The organism is Pseudomonas sp. B2021, assembly GCF_018135665.1.
GTDB lineage: Bacteria > Pseudomonadota > Gammaproteobacteria > Pseudomonadales > Pseudomonadaceae > Aquipseudomonas > Aquipseudomonas lactis.
On sequence record NZ_SMOF01000001.1, the window covers coordinates 4,844,471 to 4,857,874 of the forward strand.

General features: G+C 62.2%; 7 protein-coding genes and 1 pseudogene. 3 read left to right on the top strand and 5 right to left on the bottom strand.

What is annotated here, in order from left to right; translation table 11 throughout:
* Nucleotides 1-79 precede the first annotated feature (79 nt).
* Nucleotides 80-1,138, bottom strand: a complete 1,059-nt coding sequence (nadA, locus tag E1K68_RS21840; protein ID WP_003193840.1) for a quinolinate synthase NadA — start codon at nt 1,136-1,138, stop codon at nt 80-82.
* 515 nt (nt 1,139-1,653) lie between these two features.
* Here nadA and E1K68_RS21845 point away from each other — a divergent pair.
* The 3 genes and pseudogenes from E1K68_RS21845 to E1K68_RS27930 all read left to right on the top strand — a co-directional run.
* Nucleotides 1,654-3,324, top strand: coding sequence for a ShlB/FhaC/HecB family hemolysin secretion/activation protein (locus tag E1K68_RS21845; protein ID WP_244858925.1), 1,671 nt, complete (start codon nt 1,654-1,656; stop codon nt 3,322-3,324).
* 106 nt (nt 3,325-3,430) lie between these two features.
* Entirely contained in the window at nt 3,431-8,386 is a 4,956-nt protein-coding gene (locus E1K68_RS21850; RefSeq protein WP_212614649.1) for a hemagglutinin repeat-containing protein, read from the top strand.
* 32 nt (nt 8,387-8,418) lie between these two features.
* A pseudogene (locus E1K68_RS27930) lies at nt 8,419-8,505 on the top strand (outer membrane lipoprotein carrier protein LolA); the annotation flags it as partial.
* Between the two features lie 2 nt (nt 8,506-8,507).
* On the opposite strand, the gene E1K68_RS21855 reads toward E1K68_RS27930, so the two are convergent.
* The 4 genes from E1K68_RS21855 to E1K68_RS21870 form a co-directional block, all read right to left on the bottom strand.
* A complete protein-coding gene (locus E1K68_RS21855; RefSeq protein WP_212614650.1) occupies nt 8,508-8,969 on the bottom strand; it encodes an SRPBCC family protein in 462 nt (153 codons plus the stop codon).
* 86 nt (nt 8,970-9,055) lie between these two features.
* Nucleotides 9,056-10,603: an MDR family MFS transporter gene (locus E1K68_RS21860; protein WP_120248607.1), complete on the bottom strand. Its 1,548-nt coding sequence runs from the start codon at nt 10,601-10,603 to the stop codon at nt 9,056-9,058.
* A complete protein-coding gene (locus E1K68_RS21865; RefSeq protein WP_212614651.1) occupies nt 10,596-11,747 on the bottom strand; it encodes an HlyD family secretion protein in 1,152 nt (383 codons plus the stop codon). The genes E1K68_RS21860 and E1K68_RS21865 overlap by 8 nt, the downstream gene beginning before the upstream one ends.
* Entirely contained in the window at nt 11,744-13,225 is a 1,482-nt protein-coding gene (locus E1K68_RS21870; RefSeq protein WP_212614652.1) for a TolC family protein, read from the bottom strand. Before E1K68_RS21870 ends, E1K68_RS21865 begins: the two co-directional genes overlap by 4 nt.
* Between the last annotated feature and the right edge of the window lie 179 nt (nt 13,226-13,404).

Here is a 13,404-nt window from a genome sequence, read left to right on the forward strand (position 1 = left end):
AGTCACAGGTGTTTTGACTGCAAGACCGCTATCGCAGGCAAGCCAGCTCCCACATTTTGATTTTTGCTCAGCCTGAGGATCAGGCGTTGCCGGCCAGTTTCAACCGTGCAGCCTGGGTAAAGTCCAACATACGCTTGAGCGGCCGTACCGCCTGCGGAATCACCGCCGGTTCCACGAAGATCTCATTACTGCCCTCACGCAAACACTGCAGCGTACGCTCCAGCGTATTCATTGCCATCCAGGGGCAGTGCGCGCAACTGCGGCAGGCTGCGCCGTTACCGGCAGTGGGCGCTTCGACGAAGACTTTGTCCGGGCACAACTGCTGCATCTTGTAGAAGATGCCGCGATCAGTCGCCACGATAAAGGTCTTGTTCGGCAAGCGTTGCGCCGCAGCGATCAGTTGGCTGGTGGAACCCACCGCGTCCGCCAGTTCGATCACCGAAGTCGGTGACTCCGGGTGCACCAGGATCGCCGCATCCGGGTACAGTGCCTTCATGTCTTCAAGCTGTTTGGACTTGAACTCTTCGTGGACGATGCAGGCACCGTCCCACAGCAGCATGTCGGCACCGGTCTGACGCTGGATGTAGGTACCCAGGTGTTTGTCCGGGCCCCAGATAATGGTCTCGCCGTTGTCCATCAGGCTCTCGACAATTTCCAGCGCGCAGCTGGAAGTCACCACCCAATCCGCCCGGGCTTTGACCGCCGCCGAGGTGTTGGCATACACCACCACGGTGCGCTCGGGGTGTTGATCGCAGAACGCAGAAAACTCATCCACGGGGCAACCCAGGTCCAGGGAGCAGGTGGCTTCCAGGGTCGGCATCAGGATGCGTTTTTCCGGCGTGAGGATCTTGGCGGTCTCGCCCATGAAGCGCACGCCAGCCACCAGTACGGTCTTGGCTGGGTGGGCGGCGCCGAAGCGCGCCATCTCCAGGGAGTCGGAAACACAGCCACCGGTTTCTTCGGCCAGGGCCTGAATCACCGGGTCGCAATAAAAGTGGGCAACCAGCACTGCGTCCTGAGCCTTGAGCTCGGCGGCAATGGCGGTTCGCAGGCTCGCCTCTTCGGCAGCGCTGAGCACCTTGGGCTGCTTGGCGTCGAGGTGGGCTTGAACCAGTAGGCGTTCGGAAATGTGCGTCATGTTCGCAAGACCTGCAGGCGCAGTAGCGCGAAAGTCGAGTGTACCACCGGCTCCGGAGCCCTTCGGGCGCCGCCGGACGAAGTGTTTTTGTTCATCAAGCACGGGTAAAGCTAAAGCTGCGCAAGGCTACAGAATATCCAATGGATTCAAAAGCCTAATCTGGTGACCCGACAATGGCTCAATCCCTGGCCGTGACACGCCGATTAGGTGACGCCCGCACAACAATCAAAACTGCCCCTCCCCCTCTCCCACCTCCGAAAAATCAGGAATATCAGGCCCTCCCACTCCGACACGCACTAATTTTGTGCATTAACACACTTAATTACGCGATTTTTCTTACGTCTTGTGTAATAAATCCTACAACGATGTAACAAACCGTCGACCACTCACTCAAGTAGGGCAATTACCGCTGAGTTCAACGCTGGCTCAGACGGTATGGATCGTGTGTATTTCTACGTTAAGGATGTCGAGTGCCAAACCTGCTCTCAACCGGACACTTGTGTTGTACCCGGAACCTGGGCATCGCCCTGCTCTGCTTGTGGGCGCTGCCCGTGGCTGGCGCCGAGGCGCCGCAGCCAGGCCAGGAAGCCCTGCGCTTGCAGCAGCAACAGCAACGCGACCTGCAGCAATTACAACTGGAGCAGCGCCAACGCCAGATGCAACGTGGCAGCTTCGGTACACCAGCGGTCACACCGGCCTTGCCAACAGACATCGCCAAGGATGAACACTGCTGGCCCTTGAGCGGTACGCGCCTGGCCGGGGTCACGCTGTTCAGCCGTGCCCAGTTGAATAAACATATCGAGCCCTACGTGGCGCCTTGCATGGGCGTCACGCAGATCAACCGCCTGCTGGCCGAGATCACCCGGCTGTATGTCGAGGCCGGTTATATTGCCAGCCGCCCCTACCTGATCAGTGCGCCCGCCGCCGGGCAACCGCTGGATATTCACGTTGAAGAAGGTTACCTGGAAGCCATCGAACTGGCCGACCAGAGCCTGCCGGTTTCATTAGGCGGGGCATTCCCCGGAATGCTCGGCAAACCACTGAACCTGCGAGACCTGGAACAGGGCCTGGACCAGCTCAACCGCCTGCGCTCGGTGGACCTCACCGCCGACATCGCCCCAGGCAGCACAGCGGGCGCGTCGCGCATCATCCTGCGCTCACGCAGCAGTGCCTCGCGCTGGGCCTTGGGCCTGGGCGTGGATAACCTCGGCAGCGCCAGCACCGGGCGTGATCGCAATGCCATCAACTTGAGCCTGGACAGCCCCCTGCAAATCAACGACTCGCTCAACCTGAGCTTCAGCGACACGCTCAACCATGGGCCGCGCTACAGCCGCAGCCACAGCCTGTTCTATTCCATCCCCTACGGCTACTGGACCTACAGCCTGTTCGCCAGCCATGCCGAATACCGCTCGCCGTTCAAGCTCAGCCGCACCACGTTTTACAACAGTGGCCGCACCGATCAGGTCAGCCTGCGCAGCGACCGTGTGCTGTGGCGCGACCAGGGCCACCAACTGAGCGCCAACCTACAACTGGCCTACAAAGACGTCGACAGCTACCTGCAGAAGGTACACCTGGACATCCAGAGCCCCACCCTGACCGTGGCCGAAGCGGGCCTGAACCTGTTCTGGCTCAACAGCGCGGTGTGGAACCTGGACGTCAACTACGCCCAGGGCCTGACCTGGTTCGGCGCCGATCGGGATGCCGACCAGGTGCAGAAAAACCGGCCAAAGGCGCAGTTCCACAAGTACCGCGCCAACCTCACCCAATGGCGCAACGGCCAATGGTCAGCGCAGCCATGGCAGTGGCAAAGCCAGTTGTCGGTGCAGTACAGCCCGGATGCATTGCCCGCCATCGAACAACTGCTGATTACCGATGACTCGGCCGTGCGCGGCTATCGCGAAAACAGCAGCTCCGGTGCTATTGGCGCGGTATGGCGCAACACCTTGCGCCTGCCACTCAACACTGACTTGCCGGTGAAACTCACCCCGCGCCTGGGCCTGGACAACGGCTGGGTCAAACACGAACACGGTGCCCAGAGCCAACGCCTGAGCGGCGCCAACGCGGGGCTCAACCTGAGCTGGAAGAACGTGCAGCTCGACGTCGATTACCAACGCAACCTCAACACCCCCACAGGTTTTCGCCAGGAGCCGGAGGTCTGGCTGACGCGCCTTAGCGTGCAGATATGAGCCCACACCCGTTTTTAGCCTGAGTCACCGCCGTACCTGACCACCCCAGCAGCGTTGCAACGCACAACGCGCGTCGTGGATCAGCCAACACAGAGCGAGATTATTTATGCCGACTACTCCACACAGCTTCCACCTTTCACCCCAGGGCAAACTGCGCTGGGCCATTGCCAGCCTGTTCCTGCTGCCGCAGCTCGCGCTCGCCGCAGGCTTGACCGTCGTCGAAGGGCCTGGCGGCACGCCGCAACTGCAAAACCAGGGCGGTGTACCCATCGTCAACATCGTCGCGCCGAATGCGGGCGGCCTGTCCCATAACCAGTTTCTGGATTACAACGTCGACCGCCAGGGTCTGGTGTTGAACAACGCCTTGCAGGCCGGCCAGTCCCAACTCGCCGGGCAACTGGCGGCCAACCCGCAGTTCCAGGGCCAGGCGGCGAGCGTGATCCTCAACGAAGTGATCAGCCGCAACGCCTCGACCCTCAACGGTGCTCAGGAGATTTTCGGCCAGGCGGCCGATTACGTGCTGGCCAACCCTAACGGCATTTCGGTGAATGGCGGCAGCTTCATCAATACGCCCAACGCCAACCTGGTGGTGGGTCGCCCCGAACTCAACGACGGCAAGCTGCAAGCCTTGAGCACCCGCGATGCCAACGGCCAACTGACAGTGCAAGGCCAGGGCCTGCAAAACCGTGAAGGCTCCATCAACCTGATCGCGCCGCGCATCGACAGTGACGGGCGCCTCAGTGCCCGCGATCAATTGAACCTCACCGTTGGCCGTAACCAGGTCGACTTCGCCAGCGGGCAAGTGCGCCAGGTGGACCCGGCCAGCAAGACCCAGGACCAACGCATCGACGCGCGCCTGTTCGGCGCAATGCAGGCCGGGCGCATCAACATCATCAGCACCGCCGAAGGCGCCGGTGTGCGTGTAGGCGGCGTGCAGGTGCAAGGCACTGACGGGGTGAAGATCAGTTCGGCCGGCGACCTCGACATCAGCGGCCAGGTGCGTGCCGACAGCCTCGACGCCACTCGCGCTGGCGTGCACAGCCGCCAGGGCGATATCGACTTGCACAGTGCCAAGGACCTGAGCCTGGCCGCCACCGACGTCAGCGGGCGCAACGTCAAACTCGACGCCAGCCGCAACCTGACCCTCAGCAGCCTGGAAAGCCGCAAGCTCCAGGAAAAGCGTGAGCAGTGGAACAACAGCAACTTCCTGTTCACCTACGAAACCTACGACCGCACCACCACCGACAAAGACTCGCGCCAGCACGGCAACAAGGTCGTGGCGCAACAGGATGCGGCGCTGTCTTCCGGCGCCAACACCGAGATCAAAGCCAGCCATGTGGAAGCGGGCAAAACTCTGCGCGTCAACAGCGGCGCAGACCTTCAGGTGAACGCCGCCACCGAAACCCATGAAACCCGCGACCAGGGCAACCATCGCAAGCACCTGTGGAAAGCCAACTGGGATAAATCCAGCAGCGAACAACGCAGCATCACCAGCAGCCTCAAGGCCGGAAAAACACTGGAGCTGACCAGCCAACAGAAGCTGCAATTGCAAGGCGCCGAGCTGAAAACCCCCGGCGATATTCAACTGGCCGCCCGGCACGTGGAAATCACCAGCGCCAGCCGCACCCAGAGCAGCCGCGACAACGCCTACTCTGGCGACCTCACCGGTGGCAGCTTCTTCGGCAAGAACGGCGACGGCAACCAAGGCAAGACGTCGAACACCGCTAGCAAGGTCAACGCCGACGGCAAGCTGATCGTCAAGGCCGACGACGTGCGCATCAGCGGCAGCCAGGCCCGTGGTGGCAAGCAGGCCAGTGTCATCAGCGATAAAGGTTCGCTGGTGATCGACGGCGTGCAGGACACCTCCCACGACAACCGCTACAGCAACGACAGCAAGTTCTTCGGCATCTCCAAGGATGAAAGCCGCAAGAACCTCAAGGACAGCACCGTGGTTGCCAGCGACCTGCGCTCGGACAGCAACCTCAAGCTGCAAAGCGCCCAGGACATCCGCGTCAGCGGCTCCCAGGTGTCGGCTGGCGGTGAACTGCAGGCGGATGCCAAAGGCGATATCAAGGTCGTTGCCGCCGAGAACACCACTCACGACACCACCGGCACCCATACGCGCGGCTTCGATGGCTACGCCAAGGAAACCGAGGGTGTCAGCCGCCAGTACCGTGCGGGGTTGAGCTATGAAGACCAGCAGCAAACCCGCAAGACCGACACCACCGAACAGCAAGGTTCCAGCCTCAAGGGCGGCAGTGTCGTGGTGAAGGCCGGTGGCGATGTGAGCATCCAGGGTTCGGACCTCAAGGCAACCGCAGGCGATGCCACCGTCAGCGGCAAGAACGTCGAGCTGTTGGCTGCCCACGACAAGCACACCGAAGCCGTCGACAAAACCACCACCGGCGGCAGTTTCTACTACACCGGCGGCATTGATCGGGCAGGCAGTGGCGCGCAGTTCAGCCACCAAAGCAGCCAAGACACCGCTGAAAAAACCACCGCACAAACCAGCGCCGTGGCCGCGACCGGCAAGCTGACCATCAACGCTGGCAACACCTTCACCAGCGAGGGTGCACAGGCCAAGGCCGGCGCCGAGCTGCAGGTCAACGCTGGCCAGATTAACAACCAGGCCGCCCATTCCACCGAGACCAGCACCCACAAGGAAAACGGCTGGACCGCCGACGTCGGCGCCAATGTGGAATACAAAGGCATTACCCGCCCGATTGAAAAAGCCGTCGAGGGTGTGGCCCAGGCCAAATTCCATCAACCCGGTTTGCTGGACGCATTCGAGCAACCCAATGTCGGCCTGGATGTGGAAGTCGGCCACACGAACAAAACCGGCACAACGCAGGACAGCACCGCCGCGGTCAGCCAGTTCAGTGGCGCCACGGTGCAGGTCAATGCAGCCGGCACGTTGCAGGACGAGGGCACCCAATACCGCGCCACCGACGGCGGGCTGAACATCAAGGCCGGCGAGCACCTTGCCACGGCAGCGGCCAACACCCACAGCAGCAGCGAACAAGGCGTGGACGCCAAGGCTGGCGTGCGGGTCTATACCACCACCGGCGAAGACGTGAATGTGCGCGGCAGCGGCCTGGGCGGCAGCAGCGATGTGCGCGAATCCACCCGCACAGCAGTGGTCGGTAGCTATGTGGCCAGCCAAGGCGTGAGCATCGAGGCCAAGGGCGATGCCCGTTATGAAGGCAGCCAGTTCGACGGCGGCCAGGCTGGGGTTAACCTCAAGACCGGCGGTGAGCTGGCGCTCAACCAGGCCACCAACACCCAGAGCAAAAACAGCAGCACGCTGCGCGGCAACGGCTCACTGACGGTGGGCACCGCGCCCGGTGCGAATGGCAGCAACATCAACCTCGGTGCCGGCGTGCAGTTGGATAACAAGCGCCTGGACACCCAGGACAGCCAGGCCCAGGTCGCGACCCTTCAAGGCAGCGGCCCCATCCAGCTCAGCAGCGGCGCTGACATGACCCTGCAAGGCACGCAGATCGGCAGCACGGGCGCGAAGGCTGGCGATATCAGCCTCAATGCCGGCGGCAAGCTAAACCTGCAAGCCGCCACCGACAGCCACGTCAGCAACGGCAGCAACCTGGGCGGTGGCCTGACCCTCGGCGCCGGCAAGACCAGCAGCGCCGAAAGCAGCAGCAAGACCGGCAGCCTCAGCGCCAACTTCAACATCGGCAAAGTGGCGGAAAACGACCAGAGCGCCGTCGTCGGGCAGTTGCACAGCACAGGCAAAGTCAGCCTCGCCAGCGGCGCTGAGGCAACCAATGCCATCCACTTGCAGGGCACTCAGATCAGCGCAGCCAGCGTTAGCCTGGATGCGCAAAACGGCGGCATCGTGCAAGAGTCTGCGCAATCGACCCAGGCCCATAACAACTGGGGCGTTACCCTGGGGGCGGGCGGCAGCGTTAGTAAAACCACCTTGGCCAATGCCGGTGAACATGCGACACCCAAGACCCAGCGCGGCATCAATGCGCGGGCCACGGTCGATGTGGATCACCTGCAAGGCACCACCCAGCACAACAGCCTGATCACGGCGGGTGACGTCACCCTCAACAGTGCCGGTGATACCCATCTGGCCGGCGCGCGTATCGACGCCGACAAGGTGAGCGGCACGGTGGGCGGCGACCTCGTCGTCGAAAGCCGCAAGGACCACGTCAACAGCACCCAGGTAAATGTCGACGCCAGGCTGGATGTCGAAAAAAACCAGCCGGGGGTGGTGGATAAGCTGGCCAAAGCCAGCGGCCCACTGAAGGACAAGGTACAAGCCAAGGCTGAAGGCGCGTTCGACAAGCATCGCGACAAGCTGGAGAACGTCGTCGACAAGGGCACCGGGCACCTGGCGTCGGCCAAGGACAGCGTGGTCAATGGCGTGGTTAACGCGAAGGAACGCCTGGGCGAAAAACTCACCCGCAGTGGCAGCTATGACGTGAACCCGCAACCCCGTGGCGCCTTCGGCACCCGCGTGGACAAGGCCAAGGCTTACCTGGCAGACAAGACCGACGCCCTGGGCACGCGCCTGTCTGGCTTCAAGGATAAGGTCTGGTCAAAAACCAGCGACAGCTACACCGTCAGTGGCAAAGACACCACTGGCAGCAAGGTGGCCAATACCGCTGAAAGCGTGTTGTTCGGTGACAAGAGCGGCAATACCAGCTACACCCCGACCCTGTATCTGGATGTCAGCCATGTGGCCAAGGACAGCGTCACTCAGGCGTCAGGCATTCGCGCAAGCCAGGGCGTCAACCTGCAGGTCAAGGGTGATACGCAGCTCACGGGCGCGCGGATCAGTGCGCCCAATGGCAAGGTCGAGCTGGGTGGCTCCAAGGTGACCGCAACCACCCTGGCCGGCAGCGACTACCGTGCCGATGTCGGGCTGAACGTTTCGAAGTCACCGGTCAACCTGGCCCTGGGTGCCAAGGACGAACTGACCCAGAAACACGACGACGCCACGCGCAAGGATCAAGCCTTCAACCTGGGCCCGCTGCGCGCGGGTGGGCACAGTGAAAGCCAGGCCTTGCAGGCGGGGATTGATCAGGCCACCAACTAAAGGGTAATGCCCACCCCACTGTAGGAGCGAGCTTGCTCGCGAAGAACGTCAACGATGACGCTGGCATGCTTGGAGTACGCGGCGTCCTCAGGTTTTTCGCGAGCAAGCTCGCTCCTACACATCAGTTGAAGAGTGCCTGTACGTTCTTCATCGCGTCATCGGCAAAGCCTTGCAGGAAGGCTTCAAACGCCGGTACGTCTTCCTGGCCGCCCGTGTACGGCTGGCCAATGATGGTCCAGGTCGCCAGGCTCTGGGTCGGGCCTTGTGGCACAACTTCCATCAGCGCCCACAGGTTACCAATGTTCAGTGAGGTGTAAATCAGTGACCAGGTCATGGTCATGGCGTGGTCGTCATGGCTGTTGAGTTGCTCCATCACCACATTGCCGTCCTTGAACAACTTCTTGCGGACCGAACGCACGCCCTCGCCGGTCATTTCGATATGGGACAACGCCGGAATAAACTTCGCGAAACCGGCGAAATCGCCGACCACATTCCACACACTGCGAGCATCGCCGTTCACGCTGACACTGGCGACGACAGGGTTACCCACCGGGTTACGGACCAGGGTATCGGGTTGTTGCATAAGAGAGCTCCTCTTTTCCGGGAGGCCGATAGTGGGCTCCTACCCAACGCAGTGAGCTGTACACATTCAACACCTGCTTGGCGTGGTTATGCGTTTTTGGCTGACTGCCGTAACGCCAAGGCCGCTACACCACACACGATCAACGCGATACAGGCCACGTAGAACGCATCGCTGTAGGCCATCAGGTACGCCTCGCGCCGCACGGTGTGGATCAAGCCCTCGATCACCTGCTGTTGAGTGGGTAACAGCGGGTTGAAGATGAAGGCCTCGCTGTCAGCCAGGCTGGCGCGCAGGCGCTCCTGAAAGGCCGGGGAAAACAGCGTAATCGACTCCCCTACCCGCTCAGAGTGAAAGCGCTCGCGCATGGCCACGATCTGCGTCAGGCCCGCCGTGCCCACGGCACCACCCAGATTACGCAGCATGGAGAACAAGGCCGAGGCCGAGCCGGCTTCATCCTTGGCCAGGCCAGACACCGCCAGTACGGAAAGCGCCACCATGATCAGCGGCTGCCCGATGCCCCGCACCACGGTGGACGGAATAATCACGTTGGCGGCGCTGTCCACGTCCAGGTGCGCACCGAGGTAGCACCCCAGGGCCATGATGAAAAAGCCACTGGCAACCATCAGTTTCGGGTTGAGCCACTTCATCAGGCGCGGCATGAACGGCGCCAGTACCAGTTGCACCATGCCGTAGGCGATCAGGCTGATGCCAATCTCCCGGGCGTTGTAGCCCTGCAACTGGGACAGGTAATTGGGCACCAGGAACACCAGGCCGAAAGTGGCCCCGCCGAAGATGAACATCGCTGCGCTGGCCACGCCGAAGTTGTAGCTCTTGAGCAGGCGCAGGTTGATGAAGGCGCGGCTGCCATACAACTGCGACAGCACGAAGTACACCAGGGCAACGCCGGCGATCAGCGACATCCACACAATGAAAACGGAGCCGAACCAGTCCTTGCGGCCGCCTTCTTCCAGCACGATCTGCAAGCCACCCAGGCCGACGATCATGGCGATGATCCCGCCCCAGTCGCCGCGCTTGAGCAGGCTCAACTGCATGGGTTTGGCATCGATCGACCATGCCACCGCCAACAGCAAGAGAATGCCAGGGGCCAGTTGCAGGTAAAAGATCCAGCGCCAGGAATAGGCATCGGTCAGCCAGCCGCCAATGGACGGCCCGGCGGCCTGGGCGACGCTGTTGGAGAGCGCGAACAAGGCCATGCCCATCGCGATCTTGCTGGGCGGCAGTTCAGTGATGATCAGTTGGAATGACAAAGGAATCAGCACTGCCCCGGCAGCGCCCTGGATCACCCGAATGATGATCATCACTTCCAGGTTAGGCGCCCATGAGCAGGCTATGGACGCCACCAGAAACACAAACGAGCCCACGAGCATCACACGCCGCAGAGAGAACACCTGCACCAACCAGGCGGTCAGCGGGATCATCACGATTTCCGCGACCAGGTAGGCGGTGGAAATCCACGAGCCTTCTTCGAACGTCGCCCCCAGGGAGCCTTCGATCTCCGGCAGCGCGGCGCTGGTCACGTGCACGTTCATGCCGGCCATGAAACAGCCGAACAGCCCACCGATCACCGCCACCCAGGCGCGAAAGGAGACGCTCTTTTCAGCCGATTCAGTCATGTGCAGCGCCCTGCTCAGCCGGGCGGGTGTTCACCGTGGTGATGACCGACATGCCCGGAAGGATTGGCCCGCCTTCGTCATGCTCATCAATGACGATCTTCACGGGAAAGCGTTGCACGATCTTGGTGAAATTGCCGGTGGCGTTATCCGACGGCAACAGTGCGAACACCGCCCCGGAGCCTGGCGAGAAGCTCACCACATGGCCTTTGAGCTTGCGCCCCGAATAACTGTCGACGCTGATATCCACCGGTTGGCCGGCACGCATATCGCGCAATTGGGTTTCTTTGTAGTTGGCCACGACGTAAGCCTGCTGCACAGGCACCACCGCCAGCAGCGGCAACCCTGGGGCGACGTATTGGTGGGTTCGCACTTTGCGCTGCCCCACTACGCCGTCGATGGGCGAGCGGATCAAGGTGTCCTCCAACGCATGCGTCGCCAGGTTCAACCGCGCCTCGGCCTGGCTGCGCCGGGCTATCTGCTGCTGGAGCGAGGCCTGGGCCAATTGACGGCGGGTGACGGCCACGGTCAAGCGGGTTTCCTGCTGAAGTTGCATGGCCTTGGCAATCTCCACCGCAGCATTGGCCTGGGTGTAACTGGCGGCGGCCGTTTCCAGTCGCTGGGTGCTGGCGGCGTGATCGCGCACCAAACCTTCGTAGCGGCGCTGGTCCAAGCTCGCACGGCGCAATTCGGCGGCCACGCTGCGGGCGTGAGCCTCGGCCTGGGCAACGCCGGCCTTTTGCTGGGCGATCAGGCTGTCGGTGACGTGCAGGTTGGCCTCTTGCGCCGCCACCGAGGCTTGGCTTTCGGCCAGTTGTGCGCGGGCCTGTGCCAAGCGGGCCTGGTAGTCACGGGCCTCGATGCGCACCAGCACGTCCCCTGCCTTGACCGGCTGATCATCCTCTACCATGACCTCGGCCACATAGCCTGAGACCTTCGGGCTGATGGGAATCCAGTCAGCCCGCACATAGGCATCATCGGTCTGCTCCAGGTAGTGGCCGACCGTCATCCAGTACAGGCCGAACACCACCGCCGCGATCAACAACGCGGCGACGCCCAGCAGGAGCAGATGCCTTTTGCGGCGTGGGTTGCGAGTAGGCGCCTGTTCATCCTGGGCAGCAGTTGTTTCATCAACGGCGATATTCATGGCTGGGTACCGGAAAGAGTGGTGTAAGCGTGGGTGGGCGCTGATGACTGCCAACCACCGCCAAGGGCACGGAACAGGCTGATCTGGCGTTGCAGCAATTGACCATCGGCGTCGGCCCGCGTGGCCTGCAAACGGATCAGCTCACGCTCACTGTCCAGCACGTCGAGAAAGTCGATAGAACCTGCGTCGTAGTTGAATTGGGCCAAGGTGTAGGCCTGGCGGCTGCTCTCCAGCGCCTGGCTCAGGGCCGCGTGGCGCTGGCGTTCGCCGTCGTACAACGCCAGGGCCTGGCGCACCTCCTTGAGGGCCTTGAGCACGCTGGCCTCGAATTGCGCCACCTCTACCCGCTCAAGCGCTTGCGCCTGGTTGACCCGTGCGCGGTTGGCCTGCCAATTAGGGAACTGCCAGGTGATCAGTGGGCCGATGCCGAACATCACCGCACTGCTATCGCCCAGCTCATGGAATTTGTTGGCTGAGGAAGACACTGAAGCGCCGAAGGTGACCTTGGGGTACAGGTCGGCCTGGACGATATCCACTTGCAGCGTGGCCGCCTGCAACGCGCGCTCGGCCTGCCGGATATCGGGGCGGCGCGCCAATAATTGCCAGCCATCGCCCACCGGCAACTCGGCATTGAGTCGGGGCACCACTTCACACGTTGCGGCGCCAGAGCCTTCTTCAAGATCAGCGACGCCGGTCAGCATGGCCAATTCGTAGAGCGCGGCTTGTCGGCGCGCCTGCAGCATCGGCAGCAACGCCTGGGTTTCGCCTTGCAGGGCTTGCATGCGGCTGTATTCAAGGTCTGTCACCACACCGGCCTGGCGCTGGCGATCAATCAACGCCAGGCTGCGCCCGACCACGTCCAACGAATGGCGCTGGACCTTGGCACGCGCGCCCAAAGCGCAGGCATTTACATAAGCGCGGGTGGTTTGCGCCACGACCGTGATGCGCAGCAAGTCTTCGGCAGCTTGCGCCGCCGCGGCTTGCACCTGGGCTCGTTCGATCGTGCGCTGGACCTGGCCCCAGACATCCACTTGATAAGCCAGCTCGAAGCCTGGGTTGAATGCCCACTCTGACGGCGCGTGGCTATCGGTGGCCTTGGCCAGCGTCTGGTCATCGGCCGTCTTGCCGTAAGCGGCACCCAGTGACGCCTGGGTGGACGGCCAGCGCTCGGCATCGGCCTGCATGATCCCCGCCAGCATCGCCTGCACATGGGCCTGGGCCGCCGCCAGGTCGCGGTTGTGCAGCAGCGCCTGTTGCACCAGCGCATCGAGTTGCGGATCGTTGTACAACTGCCACCAACGCTCGGGCAATGCCTGGGCGGACACACCCTGCGGCAGATGGCTCAAGGCATTGATGCGTTCAGGATGTGGCTGTGCCGGCTTATGTGCGACCCAGGATGAACAACCCGCCAACAACGCCACTGCCACACCGAGCAGCGAGAGACGGCCATGTCGTGGGAAAAAAGAAGGCGAACCCATCAAAGAAATCCAGAAGGCCAAGTAGAGACGCAGGGTAAAAGCGCAACGGGGTGCGCATCTCCCGAGTTCTGGACAACCATCGTTTCGATTGGGACAAGGTGGGACGACGCTTCTGAATCGCGCGTCGAACTCGTTCAGAAATGTGGGAGCGGGCTTGCCCGCGAAGGCGGTGTGTCAGT